Source organism: Vulcanisaeta sp. JCM 14467 (assembly GCF_001316245.1).
Classification (GTDB): domain Archaea; phylum Thermoproteota; class Thermoprotei; order Thermoproteales; family Thermocladiaceae; genus Vulcanisaeta.
This window is the reverse complement of the sequence record NZ_BBDM01000006.1, coordinates 110,563-126,836: the sequence shown is the minus strand read 5'-3', so window position 1 is coordinate 126,836 and position 16,274 is coordinate 110,563. Positions and strand designations below refer to the sequence as shown.

Below are 16,274 nucleotides of genomic sequence, written 5' to 3'. Positions count from 1 at the left end.
CCCTCCAGCATAGTATTCGATTGATTGCCTCGATCAATAACTCAGCGGCTTTGTTTATGGCGCTCTCACCAGCATCACCGCCACATCGATACTCATTACCACGCTTAACACCACAGCAGAACTTATTCCTCCTCAATGAATCCGTAAGCCCATTGAGAGCACTGGACATATCAACGCAAAATTCTCAACTGGATTAATAAGGCACTACACGTGCCCCAACATCAGTCAGAACCACCACATAGAGGTACTCGACAGAGAGGTCAAGGTTGTTAAGCAGGTTAGGGCACTGAGCAGTGACGTAATCAAGCCAAGGTACCGCGTGGCGCGCATCATAACGAGCGAGGAACCAAAAACAGTCAAGGTAAGGTACGCATGCGGCGATGAGGTTAGCGAGAAGGAAATAACGCTAAGCAAGACGATGAGGTACGTGGTTGAGTTAATCAGGGGTTAGGTGCTCCACATGCGCGAAGTTCTCACGGTCATGTACCTGCTCATGACTGATACAATACTAATTTTTAGTATTTAGTATTACGTTAGCCATTACAGCTTAGATTGTTGTTTGGGTTTTGGTAGTAACTTGTTGCGTTTATTATGAATCCGAAGGTTGGGATTCCGAAGACGTCAGATGCGTTTATCGAGGATAGGTACCAAGCGATGTAACCCGCATTATTCGCGGGAATTTTAATTATTAATGATGATATATTAAGGTTATTTATTGCATTGCAATCCACTGATTAGTCCTCCCATGTTGTAGTAATTCGTGGAGTTTATGATAATACCCGACGGGTAAAGGGACTGTGAACCACTTGTACTGGTTACCTTCGGACTTCCAATAAATGTGACGTATAATGGCGTATACTGTGAAGGTAAGTAGACGTACACAGTAGCGGTTAGGCCAAAGTTATTCTGGTTTACAAGCGCTGTGTTTACAAATGCACCAGCCACGGTTAGTGCGACCGAGATACCGCCAATCACGTACGCCCAAACCCCACTTGCATAAGGTGAAACCGCAGTAAGGATTAATGAGCCAAACATAAAGACCCAACCAATTATGTTTGGACTATACGTGGTTGTTATTGATGATAGCGTGTACCCTATGTAGTATTGATTGCCTGAATACCCTGTGAGCGGTGGTGCTGGCCCGCAGTATGAGCTTACTGTCGAATACGCATCGTCGAGATTAATTAGCATTTCGTGGTAATTCTTAGCCATATAAAGTATGCCCAGGAAGGAGCCCGTTATTGAGCCGTTACCGACATCTAGATACGGGTAGACGTAGAGGTATGAGCCAGAGAAGTCCGTGGAAAGCGGTGCCAAGGTCTCCGTACCATTAGCCCAGAAGCCCGTTGGCTCAGAGTAGAATGGCGCGGCTTCATACTCCTGAAATGCCACGTAAGCAACGTAAGAGGGTAAACCAATATAGAAAAATCCATTACCCGGCACAGTATAATAAATAATGCCTGAACTTACCTCCTCATTTAAGGAACCATATTTAATAATTGCATCAGTAATACTATTAGGCATGATAATTGTATATGTGTTACTGAATGTGTATGTTGGTCCAATAAGCACTGGTCCATTTGGGACGTTTATACCGCTCTCATTGAGTACGCCAAAGAGCCCTGAACCCTTCTGCGCAGTCCCGCCAATATTACTAATTTTTATTTCTGCATTAATGATATTCCATACATCAGCGCCCCAACCAACGAACATCAGGGGTACGCCACCCTCAAACTCACTGCATTGCTCAAGGACCAGTAGTAAGCAACGGTCTCAATGCTTGATGGTATTGGCGGATATGCAACGTTACTGCTCGATGAACAGCTGCCTACGTACGTGAACCCAAACGGGTCGTTACTACCATTGACCTGGCTTGGCTGGGTGGTCTGCGTACCTACCTTTGTAGCGGTGACTTTGAGTGGCATCACGTGGGCTGGCCTTACCTCATTGAATTCTGTGTTTATTGCTATTTCTATGGGTTTCCTCTCAATGACCCAGCTTGGGTTGTAGGGTATTGCCGCTATCACGGTCCAGGTCTCGTTATTGCTTCCGTAGGTTATGAAGGCCATTAGTGACGGCATGGCATTATTGCCATACTCGCTCAGCCAGGTGGTGGCTACATTACTCATTACCGCGTTGGCTAGGTTTATACTTACCGTGCCGACTCCGTAGTAGTAGCCCACCGTGTATATCTTCCTCGGTGTTATTGCGAATAGGCTTACGGTGAATGGGACTGGGGTTCCGTTCATGTAGCGTGGATGACTACAGTGGGTGTTGGGAGTGTGGTTACGTTGTAGTAGTCTATTTCGTAGGCCTGCCCGGTAAGTGTCATGAAGGGCCTTGGTTGGGTTAGTACCTGGGCTTGGGCTAGGGCTATTAGGGCTATGGATAAGGTAGTTATTGAGAGCATTACTAGGGCTATTAGGCGTGTGTTACGAACCCACCTGAGCATGCTCATCAACTCATTATTTATTTACGGACTTTTTTTTTACTTTGGGTATTCATAAAAGGTGAGTCGAGCAGGGTTGAACGGCGGTTTGGTTGAGGCTTCACGGCATTTATTGGCTTTGTTTTTACCTATTTCTAGATAGTGGCTTTAGGACTTTCCTTGGGTTTTCATCCACGATCTTCCTCATGACCTCCCTCGGTATTGGTATGCTTAGGAATTCCCTTAGGTTCGCCTTTATATCGTGAACCCCAGGGCCTGGGTAGTCACTACCGTAAATCGCCTTGTCGCCTATCTCCGTGAGTCTTGGCAGGTACTCCAGGACCCTCCTCGGTGGTATGCTTGAGAGGTCAGCAACTATGTTCGGCCTTATCCTGATTAATTGAAACGCGGTGGGTATCCAATTAGGCCTACCCACGTGGGACATTATTATTGTTAGCCTTGGGAAGTCCACTGCAACGTCATCTACGAATATTGGGTCACCATACTTATTCCTGGCCCTCGAGAAGGCGCTGGTGCCCGTGTGTATGTACACGGGTAGTCCATGGTCCTCGGCAAATTGATAAACAAGCTCCAGCTGCTTCAAGCCACCCTCCTCGGGCCTGTAGGCGTTCGGTTTAAGCCACATGTGCGGTGGGTGAACCTTAATCGCGCTGATCCCTGCTTCGTACTGTTTCTCGAGCCAGTACCTGGTCTCCTCAATGGTTAGTTCATTGGCCTCCACACCGCCTATTACTGCAAATCTATCTGCGTAATCCTTAACGGCATTAATCACCCTTATTGCGTAATCCTCCTTAACGGTACCTAATTTCCTGGCTGGAAATGCCATTATACCGACATAATCAATTTCCGCATCATCAAGGATTCTAACAACATCTTTAACACTCATTAGCAGGGTTTCATGTGGTGCGCCCCACTCCCTTAAGGCGAATCTCATTAGTTCCTCAGTTATGGTTTCCCTAAAAACTATGTGGGTGTGAGCATCGATGTAGTCCATCAATTGTAAGTGCATGTGTACATGCTTATACGTTTTTGCAATATATAGGGTATGTTTTTTTATGCCCACAGTGTAATCGCCCTTGTATGAATGAGACAACACTGAGGAGGATGATTGTTGAAGTATTTAGGTTAGCATATGCAAGGAGACTTGTGGACCTGCTTGGTGGTAATGCGAGCGCCAGGTTGAGCAGTGATGAAATATTAATAACGCCGACATCGATGCCTAAGGTTCTCGTAAAGCCTCAGAGCATTGTTAAGATTAGGCTTGATGGTACCGTTGTCTCAGGCGGGAATCCCAGTAGTGAGTGGAGGATGCACGTGGGCATTTACAGGGTTAGGGATGACGTTAAGTTCGTACTCCACACGCACCCACCCAATATATTAGCCCTTACCAAGGCAGATCTTAAGATCGACTTATCACTAAGTGAGGCTGTTTCGTATGTCGGTGAGATTGCCGAGGTTCCTTACTTAAGGCCCGGAAGTTCTGAGCTTGCTGATGCCGTTAGTAGGGCAATATCTAGGAGGAATGTCACTGCAGTGATTCTAAGGAATCATGGGTTAGTTACTGTGGGTTCAACACCATATGAGGCACTCAATAGGGCTGAGGTCCTTGAAAACCTTGCATACATAACACTACTCTCTAATTGCTTCACTAAGTGATATAGCCTTTACAGAGTTACCAATACCTCGATATCATCACCATCCTTAAGGCCGAGCCTATCCCTTAATTTATAGGGCGATATAACCTCTATGACATCAGGGCCGTGGTGTGTTCTCTCGATCAATAGCACGCGCCTGGGAGACCCTGGATCGTCGCCCTAAAGCACTTGACGTTCCCATACGTCCTAACGCCATTACTAAAGCCCTCTATGTATATACCCGGCAGTGCATCTAGGTAGAGCCTATACTTAACATACTCGGGCTTTAACCTGATATTGAGAGTTCCAGGGTATGGCTTAAACCCAAGCTTCTCAATAAACTGCTTGACATACCCATCAAGGCTCATGTAGAAACTACCCTCACCAAGCCCGGAAACCACAGTACCAACAAGCCTAATCACTAGTCTTTCGTCAAGGTAATGCCTGATTGTGTCGATCACAAATTGAAGAGCCTCTGAGGCTCTTTGCGTGAACTTAATCGCCAATTGACCACTGACGGTGGACTTAATAATCAATCCCTCCTCGGCAAGCCTATTTATTATCTTAAACACGTTCTGCGGTGTTGTGCCAATATCGTTGGCGAGTCTTGTCAGATTTATTGTAACATACTCCTTCTCATTGATTCCATACTTAACGAGGAGTATTAAGTATGGTATTCTTCGAAGGAGTTTATAATCAATTCCCAATGATGCACGACTCACGGAACTATCCATATGCTTCGTATTAGCGTAAAGAGCCCGTTTATTAACGCTTTTCTTTAAGCTTCATGAGAAGGGTCAGTTAAGAAATAATAGTCAGTGTGAGACAGTCTCGTCACTTTTTACGTTTCTGCCCGCCTCATCATCCAATTGTCCAATTTAAATGCGAGGAATTAAAAAAGTCTAAGTTTCCCCTGATGATTCCTCGCCTTCCATAACCTCCTCCCTAACCTCCTGCTCAAGTGTCTTAAGGGCTTCCTGAGCATTATCTGCGGCTTTCCAATATGCCACTTTGCCACGCTTAATCTCCCTGATTAATCCATCCCTCTGAAGGAGCTTCAATGCGTAGAAGACCTGGCTGTGGCTTAGGTTTGTCTTCTTAACAATCTCGTTCGTCGGTAACTCACCCTCCTTAATTAATAATTCCAGGATCTCCTTCTTCCTCTCCACAATTCGGGCTGTCTGTTTGCGAGGCATTACGTTGATTTTTAACTGTTTATTTTTAAAGATTAAGAGACCGACAAATCGATATTACTGAATAACCTTGATCAGGTTCCTAAACCTCAGGTATAGAGCGTAGTCAATGTACGTCTTATTCTCGAGGTAATAACTAACGGTCTTAGCCCTACCCACCTTCTCCGGAAGTAGGTCCGTGGTAATTAGGCTAAAGGCGTTAGAGCCAGCGCCACTTCCGAAGGACACCATGAGTATTCTCGAGCCTGACTTGGCATTCTCGAGTATATTCGCGAGCCCTATTAGGACTGCGCCATTGTACGTATTGCCTATCCTATCAACGACTATCCCCAACTTAACCTTCTCAAGTGGAATACCGAGCATCTGGGCAACCCTCACCGGGAACCTAGCATTTGGCTGGTGAAAGACGGCATAGTCAAAATCACTTGGTCTGAGCCCTGTCGCCTCCATCAGCGCCTTCGCGGCATTCACAATGTGCCTAAAGTACGCTGGCTCGCCGGTGAATGACTCACCATGCACTGCGTAGGGTATGCCATCCCTACGCCAGAAATCAGGTGTGTCAGAATTGTACGCATATATATGCTCAATCTCGGCAGCAACGCCATCAGACCCTATGATGTAAGCCGCCGCGCCGCCAGACACTGTGTAGTCAAGGTGATCCCCGGGCTCTCCATGGCTGTGGTCAACGCCAACCGCAAGTCCATATTTAACTAGACCGCTCTTAACGAGGCCCGTGGCATTAACTATTGCGTCCGAGCCCGCCTTACACGCAAACTCCATGTCAACAGCGAAGGACTGCTTCCTCATGCCCAAGGCCTCAATGAGTATCGAGGCTATGGGCTTAACGGCGTAGGGTTTCGACTCAGTACCAACAAACACCGAGCCAAATCCCTAGCATCAATACCAGCCCTCCTCAACGCATTCCTAGAAGCCTCCACAGCCATAGTAACAGCATCCTCATCAGGACCACCAACGCTCCTCTCCTCAACCCAATAAAGATCCTTAATCCTAAGCGGATCATCACCCCATACGCGACTGATCTCGCGTGTGGTTATTCTGAACCTTGGTATGTAGACGCCCCAGCCAACAATGCCTACCTTGCCCACAGACTGCGTTGTTTTGTTTCCTTTTAAAAATTAGGGTTCGCAGTCAACTTCTTTTGAGGACGACAACCTCATTAATGCGTGGATTATCTTCATTCTCGTCCTCTCATTCCTAACCTTCCTAAGTTTGCTGCAGAGTACCTTATGTATTGCACTTCGCACTTCATCATTCCTGGCTATGACCTTGAATGGGATACTCACAATAGTGTGTTCCCTCCTCTGTCCTATGGAGACTTTTTCATACATGTTCTTCATCTTCTCATAGATCCTTAATGCCCTAATGGAATTCTTCGTTGAGAGTACGAGCCTTAAATTATTATAATCTATCGTAAATTTCTCACTAAGTATTTCGACCTGCGACTCACCTCGGGTTACCTTTAATGAACTTGTGAAAAATAGGAGGGAGTACGAAGAACTCGCTAAAGTACTCCTTGCTGCAAAACTAGGCCTTGCCAATACGGATGAGGGAGAAAAAGGATAAACCCAGAATGAGAACAACACGTCTATGGCAGGCAGTATTTTGGGCACTTCTCTATCCAGGAGATATATACATGAATATAAAATCAATTAACGTAAACATCGAGGACGTAACAATAACATGGTCCCTCACAGCCAATAACCACGTATCATATAAAGAGGATGCACTTAATATCGCTAAAATCCTTGATGAAAAAGGCATATTGATCTTTCTATTAACAAGCATATTGGGTGACGGCTACGCAAATGCGTATTTAAGGGAAAATAGGTTAAGGGCGAGGATAGAGATTACGGTAAACGTAGCAAAGCTAGAAAAAAGTTAGAGGAGTGGAGAGCAATACTTGAGAAGTTAAGTAAGTCATTAGGTATTAAATATAATTTAAGTAACAGGAATAATGTTGCATATATATCGTTTTACGATAGCAATGCCGTTAAATTGGCAAGGGCCATATTAGACGCTGTACCACCCATCCTCAGGGAGATCCTGGACACATTAGAGAGCGATAAGTGGTTAGGTATAAAGAAGGTCTCTAACGTAGAGTTCAAGTTATCTGGTACTTTCATTGTCGTGCCTGAGAAATCATTGAGTATTTGGACTATAACGTCCCTATTCCTAATAATTTCTAAGGTGACGTAATTTCCACGTACTACGATTATTAATGAGTTTTCTGTTTTCCTAATAATTATCTCAGCTCTGCCATTTATTAAATCCTCAATGACCCTCCTTAAATCACTCGATACTCTATTCCTAATCCAATAATCATCATATTGATATAGGTACTTTAGCATCTCATTAAGAATGCTATCAATCACCTTAGCCACCTCATTAGTAATCGCCTTATCCCTATCCCTACTATTGAATATCCTTATCTTCTCCTTATCCAACCACCACGGTATCCACACCCGCCAACGTGATAAGCGATAAAGAACTTCAATAAGTATTATGACAACCTCATTAATTACCCCTTGGTCATTAACCTCCTCACCGCACTCATATTTAGATTAATTTATCTTGCTCCAACACAATCTATTCTTCCTAATTAGGTCCTCATTTATTTCAATGCATGTAATTTCTGGGTCCTGAGCAAGACACATCAGTAATTTAATTTTTCAAAATAATTAATAAAGTCCTTAGGAGTATTGTTAATGGTCATTAAAACTTTCATGTTCGGCAATGTGCTATGTGATAGTTTGGTTTAAAATGTGTGGAATTGAATTTATTAATAAACGCGTGGTCTTGGTTCAATGGGTTGGGTATGTGTAGATAATTATATAAGCTGATCTCCTGGATTTAGCAGTGAGGAGTGGTCATGGGTTCTAATGGTGAGGTTAGTCTTAGGGTCGCGGAGGCTAGGACTAGGGATGTTGGTAGGCTCATTGTTAGGATTCCTCAGCGTTACATGAGGGTGCTTGGTATTGAGCCTGGGGAGTACGTGGAGATTGTTGGTAATAAGCGTAGTGCCTATGCCCAGGTTTGGCCTGCGTACGCTGATGATGAGGATAAGGATTACATTAGGATGGATGGTGTGTTGAGGCAGAATGCGGGTGTTAGTATTGGTGATGTTGTTAAGGTTAGGAGGGCAAACCTAAGGTCTGCCCAGAAGGTCACGATTGCGCCGGTGGGTGAGTACATTAGGGTTGACCCTGATTACCTGAAGAGGGCTTACTTACTCGGTAAGCCTGTTTGGAAGGGTTCGATAATAGAGATACCGTACTACACAGGTTCGATTAGGTTCATGGTCATAAGCGTAACGCCGGGACCAGCTGCCTACGTGGGGATTGACACGGAGGTTCAGGTTAGGGAGGAGCCTGTTAGGGAGATGGAGCTGGCAATACCGAGGGTTACCTGGGAGGACATCGGTGATTTAGAGGAGGCGAAGAGGAAGATTAGGGAATTGATAGAACTACCACTGAGACACCCAGAGATATTCAAGCACTTAGGCATTGAGCTCCTAAGGGTGTTCTTTTGATTGGTCCTCCTGGCACTGGTAAGACACTGCTGGCCAAGGCAGTTGCCTCAGAGGCTAATGCGTACTTCATATCGATTAACGGACCTGAAATAATGAGTAAGTATTATGGTGAGTCTGAGGCTAAGTTGAGGGAGATTTTTGAGGAGGCTAAGAAGAATGCCCCGGCAATAATATTCATCGATGAGATCGACGCAATAGCACCAAAGAGGGAGGAGGTAACAGGCGAGGTTGAAAAGCGTGTTGTTGCTCAATTACTTACTTTGATGGATGGTCTTCAGGAGAGGGGGCAGGTCATAGTCATAGGAGCAACAAACAGACCAGAAGCCGTAGACCCAGCACTAAGGAGGCCCGGAAGATTCGACAGAGAGATTTACATAGGCATGCCCGATAAGAATGCGAGGAAGGAGATATTGCAGGTGCATACGAGGAGTGTGCCGTTGTGCACTGAGGATGACGTTAAGGAGAAGATATGTGATCCGAACGACGTGGTGAATATCGATGAGATCGCCGAGATGACTCACGGCTATACAGGGGCTGACCTGGCGGCATTGGTTAAGGAGGCTGCGATGATTAGGCTTAGGGAGGCCATAGACGTGACCAAGGAGATCGACCTTGACCAGCCGCAAATACCGCCGGAGCAGTTGGCTAGGATTAAGATTAGGATGAGGGACTTCCTGGAGGCCATGAAGTACATACAGCCAACGGTGCTTAGGGAGGTCATTGTCGAGGTTCCTGAGGTTCATTGGGATGATATTGGTGGTTATGAGAATGTGAAGCAGGAGCTTAGGGAAATGGTTGAGTGGCCCATTAAGTACCCGAGGTATTTTGAGGAGCTCGGTGTTGACCCACCTAAGGGTATTTTGTTGTTTGGTCCTCCTGGTACTGGTAAGACGCTTTTGGCTAAGGCTGTGGCTACTGAGAGTAATGCGAATTTCATTGCCGTGCGTGGACCCGAGATTCTGAGTAAGTGGTTTGGAGAGAGCGAGAGGGCAATCAGGGAAATATTCAAGAAGGCCAGGATGGCAGCACCATGCGTAATATTCTTCGACGAAATAGACGCAATAGCACCAGCAAGGGGTTTGAGGGTTGACAGTGGCGCGACCGATAGAATTGTTAATCAGTTATTGGCTGAAATGGATGGGATTGCGCCGTTGAAGAATGTCGTGGTTATTGCAGCCACCAATAGGGCTGACATAATAGACCCAGCACTACTGAGGCCGGGCAGGTTCGATAGGATCGTCTATGTGCCGCCACCAGATGAGAATGCAAGGTTTGAGATACTTAAGGTCCATATTAGGAATTTGAAGCTTGCTGATGAGGTTAAGGATGGGAATTATAAGTACCTCAGAGACCTGGCTAGAAGGACGGAGGGATACACAGGGGCTGACCTGGCGGCGCTTGTGAGGGAGGCAGCAATGCTTGCGTTGAGGGAGACCATTAGGAGTAACTCGAGCCAAGCAAAGCCCGTTGGCGTTGAGCACTTTGAGGAGGCCTTGAAGGTTGTCCCGCCGTCACTATCGAAGCAGGACATTGCCAGGTTTGAGGAGATGGCTAGGAATCTTAGGAGGACGTTAAGGGGTCTCTGACTTTTCATACTCAATTCTCTTCCTAATAAAGACATCAACGCTATAAATGGATCTAGCGGGCACGCCGGCAACGACCTCCCCTGGTGGGACGTCCTTAGTCACGACGGAGCCCGCCGCAACCACGGCATTCTCTCCAATCTCAATACCGGCTATTAGGGTTGCGTTGGCGCCAATAACTGCATTCCTCCTTATCTTAACGCCATCCAGTCTCCTACTTGGTGGGTATTTATCATTTGTTATCACGACATTCGGCCCTAGGAATACGTTATCCTCTATGATGGTGCCCCTCGGTATATAAACCATGCTTTGTATACTAACGTTATTGCCGATTACAGCATCTCCATCAATTATGACCCCAGAACCAATCCTGGTATTACTGCCTATTCTCGTGTTTTCCCTAATTAATGCGTTATGCCCGGTCTCAACATTATCACCCATCTCCACATTCTCATAAATAATGACATTGCTCCTAATGATGCAATTCCTGCCAATGACGGCACCGTTACTAACCTCATCCATTAACTGTTCAATACCTAAATCCCTACCTCTTATGCCTAGGAGCTTTGATCTAATTGGGTGGCCTATGATGACGAAGGGCTCTATTATTGTCCCTTCATAGACCACTGATGGGCCTAGTATCACGATGTCTCCACCCACGTTTCTACTCAGTATTTTTGCCCTTGGGGATATGTACGTCATTGATTAATAGCCACAAGATAAATATTTAAGTAATTACTAACTTGTTTTAATTACAATGAGTTATTATCCAGCGCCACCGCCACCACGTGAGGACCCAATAACGAGGATTCTCAGGGAGTTAGTGAACCTAAGTAGTAAGGTTGATCAATTGTCCAGGAGTCTAACGGACATAAGCACTAGGTTGAGAATCTGGAGAATAGGTCAATGAGATTGAAAAGTCTCTGTCCGGCTTAATTAAAGCCCAAGAGTTAATCAGTGGTATAACCCCACAAAGCATGGCTGAGCTGGCCAGCATGTTATCTAGTACGTTGAGAGAATTAACGAGGATTGAGACCTCGTTAATCGCCTATAGGGATTCAATATCAACATTACAGGATAAGGTTGAGAATGCCGTGGATTTATTGGCTAGGATTTCCATGGATTTGAAGGAGTATAGGACGCTTGATGTTAACCAGGTTGTTGAGATCACGAATCAACTGGCTAATGTTGCCACGAGACTTAATGAGCTTCAGAAGCTTATTGAGGAACAGGGCATCAGATTGATTACTGAGTATAGAAAAAGTTCTGAAACTATTGAGGGACTTAAGTCAGTTATTTTAGATATTCTGGGTAAGGGTTCCGGTAAGTCTTAGTTTCACGGTATCTTCATGATGTTCAATTCCATTTAGAATAATAAAAGCAAAATATATTAGTTACTCTGCTTAAAATACGTATCGTGTTCAGGTCTAAAGAAGCAACTGAGCTTTACCAGAGGATTAACGACATAACAAACCTACTCCAGGCACTGCAGCAGAATGTTCAGGCCTTAGTCAATAACGTTAACCAAATACAGAAAGGCCTTCAGTTAATTTCGACTGGAATTGAGAGGAATGACAAGTCATTACAGGACGCTATTAGGGTCATAAACTCATCAACTACGGACATAGCCAGCAGGGTAGCCCAGATAAACACCATAATTAATCAATTCGGCGACACCAGTAAGAAGCTAATGGACTCCCTATTCGACGCACTCGAGAAGATAAACAGCCTCCTAGATAGGCTCCAGGGATTGTCAAGCAACATGCAGCAAAGCCTAGTAAGCGCCACAACAACCCTTGAGTCTATAAACAATAATGTTAAGGACCTCAGTGCAAAGATTGAGAGCGGCGTTGATAAGGCATCAACCCTGGTCTCCGAGGTCTCAAAGTTGAGCAACTTATTGGCGGAGTTGAATAAGGTTTACAACGAGGTCCTCAATAGAGAGAAGGACCTGGAGAATAAGTTGCTCGATATAAGCAGGAGGGAAAGTGACGTCTCGGTTAGGGAGAAAAGCCTTGAGGAATTTAGGGAAAGACTTGAGAGCGAGAGGAAGGCCCTCGAGGAGGAGAAGGCTAAGTTGGCTGAAATGAGTAATGTAATGGCATCCCTCATAGCACTTTCTAATCAGTTGACTACGAGACTCGGTGAACTTGATAATAGGGAGAAGGCGTTGGACGAGAGGGAGAAGGCACTTAATGAGAAGGAGGCCAAGCTTAAGGATTGGGAGCTTGAGTTGAAGTCCCGTGAACAGAGACTTGAGATGGAGCTGTGAGGATTGACGCCGAGAATGCGAGACTCAGGGAATTGGAGAAGAGGGAGCAGGAGATTAAGGAGAGACTTGAGCAATTGGCTAAGAGGGAGGCTGAGCTTAAGGAGCTCGAGAAGAAGCTAGATGAGAGGCAGGAAGCATTGAATAAGCTTGAGGCAGAGCTCAAGGAGAAGGAGGGTAGGCTCAACTCCTTAGAGAACCTGCTAAAGGAGAGGGAGGACGCATTGAAGAGACTTGACGAGGAGATTAGTAAGAGGAGGAGGGAGCTTATGGATAAGCTTGAGCCATTGATGACTAAGCTTGTTGAGGAGGAGAAGAGACTCACGGATTGGGAGAAGAGACTCCTTGATAAGGAGCGCGAGCTAATGAATTATCAGAGGGCGTTGATTATTAGGGAGAATACCCTGGTCGAGCTCAGGGAGAAGCTTGATAGGGAGAGGGAGGAGCTTGAGAATAAAATGAAGGAGGTCGGTAAGATGGAGAGTGAGTGCCAGGACATACGCAGGAAGTATGAGCAATTACTTAAGGAGAGAGAGGAATTGATGAAGATTATTGAGAGCAAGGATAAGGAGCTAAATCAACTGAGGGCGTTAATTAGGAAGTGAGTGCTCGCTCACTTTTACGTTAAATAACCACAATAAGCACAAACGCAAAAACTAAAATGATATTGACAATATTCAGTCCCAACGAGAAAAAGGCTAGAATCCTCTTTAACCTACCAATGATTAACTCCCTATCTGTATACGCAGTATTTACATCATACCACGTCTGCTTAATTGATAGGAATGACGTAAAGAAACTAATCAATGCCAGCACGAGCACTGTGATGTCCAGGGTAAAATTATTCTTGCTGGGCAAGTACGTACCGGCTAAGGATGATAGCAAAACCGTGTAAACAACCACCGCAAGCACTATGGCAGCCGCCAATAACTTAGACATGGCAATCACCTCAACGCATCCCTTAACCTATTAATTACGAAATCCTTACCAAGCATCGCCAGGTAAGGCGCAATCCTTGGGCCGCTCGGTTTACCGAAGAACACAAGGTACGCAGCCTCAAAGAATGCTCTCTCAACACTCTTGTCCTCCCTTGGAACCCTCTTCATAGCCTCCTTAATATTATCCTCACTCCAAACATCAACCTTCTCAAGCTCCTGAAGGAGTAGGTTAAGCTTACTCCTCTGCACATCAGTTAACGATGACCTAATCGATTCCGGTAACTCCTCAAGAACCCTAATCCTGTAGGTCTCTGGCGCGTACTTATTGACCCAATTACGGGCCCTGACCAACCTGGACTTAATCCTCTCACGGGACAAGTCATCCAAGTCCTTAGTAAGTACCTTAGTCTCCCTCAACCTCTTAATAACCCTCTCCATAAGCTCATCCTCACTTAATGACTGCGGTAACGTCTGGATTAACGCAACGGCGTGAAGGTACGGCAACTGGAACGGCATCTCCTTAGGCAGTGGTCTCCTTAATTGTGCATATTCATAGGACTTAATGATTAGGTCTAGGTAGTCCTTCTCCTTGGGGCTCGGCTTATCAACACCGTAGTAAAGTCTCTCAGCCCTATCATAGATATCCACGTATTGATAAATCGAGTCGAGACTAAAGGTCAGCCTTTTCGTTGGTTCATGGAATATGTAGATGTACCTAAGGACCTCAGGTTCAGCAACCTCAACCCACTCCCTGGGCGTGAAGCCTATGAAATCGCTACTACCCATGTCACCCACGTCCTTACCGTTGACCACGTAACCAACCCACTCATACCAAGTACCCAGGGGTGAATTAATGCCATAGACAGACTTTGCAATCTCCACAGCAGAGTCCCTGGAACCACCCGGCATTGCGTGATCCTTACCGTAGGGCTCAAAATCGACCTGCAGCGTGTACCAAACACCAACCCACTCAACTCCACGGGAGCTTGCCATCGGTCAACTTAGCCCTACCCACATGACCGCAGTACGTGCACTTATACTCAACCTCATACTTATCGAGGTCTAGCTTCGTAACCTCCGCAGTACCAATACGGCCACAATTCTCGCAAATTGGTTCGAAGGGTATCCAATCCCTTGGGTATGGGTTCCTACCCCTGTACTTATTAATGACCTCAATCAACCTCTCCCTATTCCTCATTGTCATCACTATGAACTCCCTCATCCTAGGATGCTCCCTATACATCTCACCGGTCGTTATAACCTCCACATTCCTTGCGAAGTAATCCAGGTAATCACCGAAGTCCCTCCAGTAATGGTCAACCCAGGACCTATGGCATCCCTTCGGGTCAGGTACTCGCTCCAGGGGCCACTCAATGTACCTCCTACCAACGTCAGGGTTTAGGAACTGCTCGAGCTGCTTATCCTTACCCTTCCAGGGATCCACCGTGTATAGCGTCAATACCTGCCTAACCCTGAGCCCAGCATCCCTCAGCTTCTCAGCAATGACACTATTCAGTATTATCTCACCCCTAAGCCTACCAATGTGCTGAAGCCCAGAAACGCTGAGCCCACCATTGAGTACACACTCCTCCTTACCCTCACTACGGCACCTCTCAAGGACTTGACTCGCTATCCTATCAACCAATGAATATAGCTCATTAATGATAAGGGATCAAGGACTAATTTATAAGTTATCCTAATAATAATCATGCCGCTAAAGAACCATTAACTGCAACTACCATTTCCAGCAGGGACCTTCGTTAGGTTTTGGCTCCTTCTTTGCTTGAGTTAGATTTTTATGTACTGCGTCTTTACCTCGGTTTGTGAGGGTTAGGGTTAAGTTTTTCGGTGACCTTTACGAGCTTATTGGCACGTTTAAGCTAGAGCTTGAAGTTACTAATGGTCTTTCTATTCATGGTCTTATTGATTTGATTTCGCATACATTCAATCCCAAGTTCACTGAGGCTGTACTTGACGGCAATGGCAAACTGAGGGGTGAGTATGTGGTGTTGGTTAATGGTAAGGCCATTGAGTGGCTTAATGGCTTGGCTACAAAGCTAAATGATAATGACGAGGTCGTGTTCCTACCACCTGCGGAGGGTGGTTAATCACTCCACTCCTTTCTGATTCAATTAGACCAAACTCACACCATCTTGGGTCTTAGTGGACATAAAATCCTTAATTGACAGTGGGGTTCTCTTCAGCATATCCGCCAACTCCTGGGTGCTAAGGAAGGGAATACGATAATTTGCCCAGGTTTTAAAGAAACGACCCTCGCCCTTACTTAGATCAAGCCCTATCAACACGTCAGTACGGCTCTTCCAAAAACCCTTCGGAGTATACACGTCAAATAGGTACACGACACTCACGTTAGAGTGGTAAATCACCTCCGCGCACTTTGCGCCAGTACCGAGTTCAGGCGCCGCCTCCCTCAATGGCTTGTCCACCTCGGCATCCTCAACAGAGAACAACCTACCACTATACGTACCATTCCTCAGGCCAACACTACGATCCGCGAAGGGCTTTATCCCCCTCAAATCATTCAGGAAACTAGTATTGATAATACCAAAATCCGTTTGACCGAATGAACTGTAAAGCTTGGATCCCCAGAATATGAGCCTATCATTGGTTATTATAAGCCTGCCTCCCATTCCCATA

Annotated in this window: 20 protein-coding genes and 3 pseudogenes; 9 read left to right on the top strand and 14 right to left on the bottom strand. The window is 45.7% G+C overall.

Going from position 1 to position 16,274, the window contains the following annotated elements:
• Nucleotides 1-319: 319 nt before the first annotated feature.
• The gene (locus JCM14467_RS19450) at nt 320-451 is read left to right on the top strand and encodes a hypothetical protein (protein WP_256359229.1); all 132 of its coding nucleotides are present in this window, start codon (nt 320-322) and stop codon (nt 449-451) included.
• A 257-nt stretch (nt 452-708) separates the two neighbouring features.
• Here the strand turns inward: JCM14467_RS19450 and JCM14467_RS07375 are convergent, their stop codons facing one another.
• The 4 genes from JCM14467_RS07375 to JCM14467_RS07360 form a co-directional block, all read right to left on the bottom strand.
• Nucleotides 709-1,713: a hypothetical protein gene (locus JCM14467_RS07375; protein WP_054849646.1), complete on the bottom strand. Its 1,005-nt coding sequence runs from the start codon at nt 1,711-1,713 to the stop codon at nt 709-711.
• Nucleotides 1,713-2,249, bottom strand: coding sequence for a hypothetical protein (locus JCM14467_RS07370; protein WP_054849645.1), 537 nt, complete (start codon nt 2,247-2,249; stop codon nt 1,713-1,715). Before JCM14467_RS07370 ends, JCM14467_RS07375 begins: the two co-directional genes overlap by 1 nt.
• Nucleotides 2,246-2,458, bottom strand: a complete 213-nt coding sequence (locus JCM14467_RS07365) for a hypothetical protein (protein WP_054849644.1) — start codon at nt 2,456-2,458, stop codon at nt 2,246-2,248. Before JCM14467_RS07365 ends, JCM14467_RS07370 begins: the two co-directional genes overlap by 4 nt.
• 115 nt (nt 2,459-2,573) lie before the next feature.
• On the bottom strand, nt 2,574-3,443 hold the full coding sequence (locus JCM14467_RS07360) for an amidohydrolase family protein (RefSeq protein WP_054849643.1): 870 nt from the start codon (nt 3,441-3,443) through the stop codon (nt 2,574-2,576).
• Nucleotides 3,444-3,529: 86 nt separating this feature from the next.
• On the opposite strand from JCM14467_RS07360, the gene JCM14467_RS07355 reads away from it, so the two are divergent.
• On the top strand, nt 3,530-4,105 hold the full coding sequence (locus JCM14467_RS07355) for a class II aldolase/adducin family protein (RefSeq protein ID WP_054849642.1): 576 nt from the start codon (nt 3,530-3,532) through the stop codon (nt 4,103-4,105).
• A gap of 8 nt (nt 4,106-4,113) precedes the next feature.
• Here JCM14467_RS07355 and JCM14467_RS20435 read toward each other — a convergent pair.
• The 4 genes and pseudogenes from JCM14467_RS20435 to JCM14467_RS07335 all read right to left on the bottom strand — a co-directional run bounded on the left by JCM14467_RS20435 (nt 4,114) and on the right by JCM14467_RS07335 (nt 6,835).
• Nucleotides 4,114-4,817 (bottom strand): annotated as a pseudogene (locus JCM14467_RS20435) (DUF120 domain-containing protein).
• A 168-nt stretch (nt 4,818-4,985) separates the two neighbouring features.
• The gene (locus JCM14467_RS07345) at nt 4,986-5,279 is read right to left on the bottom strand and encodes a winged helix-turn-helix transcriptional regulator (RefSeq protein WP_054849641.1); all 294 of its coding nucleotides are present in this window, start codon (nt 5,277-5,279) and stop codon (nt 4,986-4,988) included.
• Between the two features lie 54 nt (nt 5,280-5,333).
• Nucleotides 5,334-6,382, bottom strand: a pseudogene (locus JCM14467_RS07340) (hydroxymethylglutaryl-CoA synthase).
• Nucleotides 6,383-6,412: 30 nt separating this feature from the next.
• Nucleotides 6,413-6,835, bottom strand: coding sequence for a hypothetical protein (locus tag JCM14467_RS07335; protein ID WP_054849640.1), 423 nt, complete (start codon nt 6,833-6,835; stop codon nt 6,413-6,415).
• A 5-nt stretch (nt 6,836-6,840) separates the two neighbouring features.
• Here JCM14467_RS07335 and JCM14467_RS07330 point away from each other — a divergent pair, with 5 nt between their 5' ends.
• Nucleotides 6,841-7,179 carry a hypothetical protein gene (locus JCM14467_RS07330; RefSeq protein ID WP_252901042.1) on the top strand — a complete coding sequence of 113 codons (339 nt, stop codon included), beginning with the start codon at nt 6,841-6,843 and terminating at the stop codon, nt 7,177-7,179.
• A 91-nt stretch (nt 7,180-7,270) separates the two neighbouring features.
• Here JCM14467_RS07330 and JCM14467_RS07325 read toward each other — a convergent pair whose 3' ends face one another.
• The gene (locus JCM14467_RS07325; protein ID WP_054849638.1) at nt 7,271-7,759 is read right to left on the bottom strand and encodes a hypothetical protein; all 489 of its coding nucleotides are present in this window, start codon (nt 7,757-7,759) and stop codon (nt 7,271-7,273) included.
• 407 nt (nt 7,760-8,166) lie between these two features.
• Here JCM14467_RS07325 and JCM14467_RS07320 point away from each other — a divergent pair.
• Nucleotides 8,167-10,412 (top strand): annotated as a pseudogene (locus JCM14467_RS07320) (CDC48 family AAA ATPase).
• On the opposite strand, the gene JCM14467_RS07315 reads toward JCM14467_RS07320, so the two are convergent.
• Nucleotides 10,398-11,111, bottom strand: a complete 714-nt coding sequence (locus tag JCM14467_RS07315) for an N-acetyltransferase (RefSeq protein WP_054849637.1) — start codon at nt 11,109-11,111, stop codon at nt 10,398-10,400. The pseudogene JCM14467_RS07320 and the gene JCM14467_RS07315 overlap by 15 nt on opposite strands.
• 55 nt (nt 11,112-11,166) lie before the next feature.
• On the opposite strand from JCM14467_RS07315, the gene JCM14467_RS16970 reads away from it, so the two are divergent.
• From JCM14467_RS16970 to JCM14467_RS16960, 4 genes are all read left to right on the top strand, one after another.
• Complete coding sequence (locus JCM14467_RS16970; RefSeq protein ID WP_252901041.1) at nt 11,167-11,319, top strand: hypothetical protein; 153 nt, start codon at nt 11,167-11,169, stop codon at nt 11,317-11,319.
• A gap of 67 nt (nt 11,320-11,386) precedes the next feature.
• Nucleotides 11,387-11,743, top strand: a complete 357-nt coding sequence (locus JCM14467_RS07310; protein WP_054849636.1) for a hypothetical protein — start codon at nt 11,387-11,389, stop codon at nt 11,741-11,743.
• An 83-nt stretch (nt 11,744-11,826) separates the two neighbouring features.
• Nucleotides 11,827-12,681, top strand: coding sequence for a hypothetical protein (locus tag JCM14467_RS16965; RefSeq protein WP_252901040.1), 855 nt, complete (start codon nt 11,827-11,829; stop codon nt 12,679-12,681).
• Nucleotides 12,678-13,283: a coiled-coil domain-containing protein gene (locus tag JCM14467_RS16960; RefSeq protein ID WP_252901039.1), complete on the top strand. Its 606-nt coding sequence runs from the start codon at nt 12,678-12,680 to the stop codon at nt 13,281-13,283. The genes JCM14467_RS16965 and JCM14467_RS16960 overlap by 4 nt, the downstream gene beginning before the upstream one ends.
• Nucleotides 13,284-13,302: 19 nt before the next feature.
• Here JCM14467_RS16960 and JCM14467_RS07300 read toward each other — a convergent pair whose 3' ends face one another.
• Genes JCM14467_RS07300 through JCM14467_RS16950 form a run of 3 tightly spaced genes read right to left on the bottom strand, consistent with a single transcriptional unit; the run spans nt 13,303 to nt 15,261 of the window.
• Nucleotides 13,303-13,617, bottom strand: a complete 315-nt coding sequence (locus JCM14467_RS07300; protein WP_054849663.1) for a hypothetical protein — start codon at nt 13,615-13,617, stop codon at nt 13,303-13,305.
• A gap of 5 nt (nt 13,618-13,622) precedes the next feature.
• The gene (lysS, locus tag JCM14467_RS16955) at nt 13,623-14,609 is read right to left on the bottom strand and encodes a lysine--tRNA ligase (protein ID WP_252901038.1); all 987 of its coding nucleotides are present in this window, start codon (nt 14,607-14,609) and stop codon (nt 13,623-13,625) included.
• Nucleotides 14,587-15,261, bottom strand: coding sequence for a hypothetical protein (locus JCM14467_RS16950; RefSeq protein WP_252901037.1), 675 nt, complete (start codon nt 15,259-15,261; stop codon nt 14,587-14,589). The genes lysS and JCM14467_RS16950 overlap by 23 nt, the downstream gene beginning before the upstream one ends.
• 178 nt (nt 15,262-15,439) lie before the next feature.
• Between JCM14467_RS16950 and JCM14467_RS07290 the strand changes: the two genes are divergently transcribed.
• Nucleotides 15,440-15,724 carry a MoaD/ThiS family protein gene (locus JCM14467_RS07290; RefSeq protein ID WP_054849635.1) on the top strand — a complete coding sequence of 95 codons (285 nt, stop codon included), beginning with the start codon at nt 15,440-15,442 and terminating at the stop codon, nt 15,722-15,724.
• A 24-nt stretch (nt 15,725-15,748) separates the two neighbouring features.
• Here the strand turns inward: JCM14467_RS07290 and JCM14467_RS07285 are convergent, their stop codons facing one another.
• Complete coding sequence (locus JCM14467_RS07285; RefSeq protein WP_054849634.1) at nt 15,749-16,273, bottom strand: hypothetical protein; 525 nt, start codon at nt 16,271-16,273, stop codon at nt 15,749-15,751.
• Nucleotide 16,274: the final 1 nt, after the last annotated feature.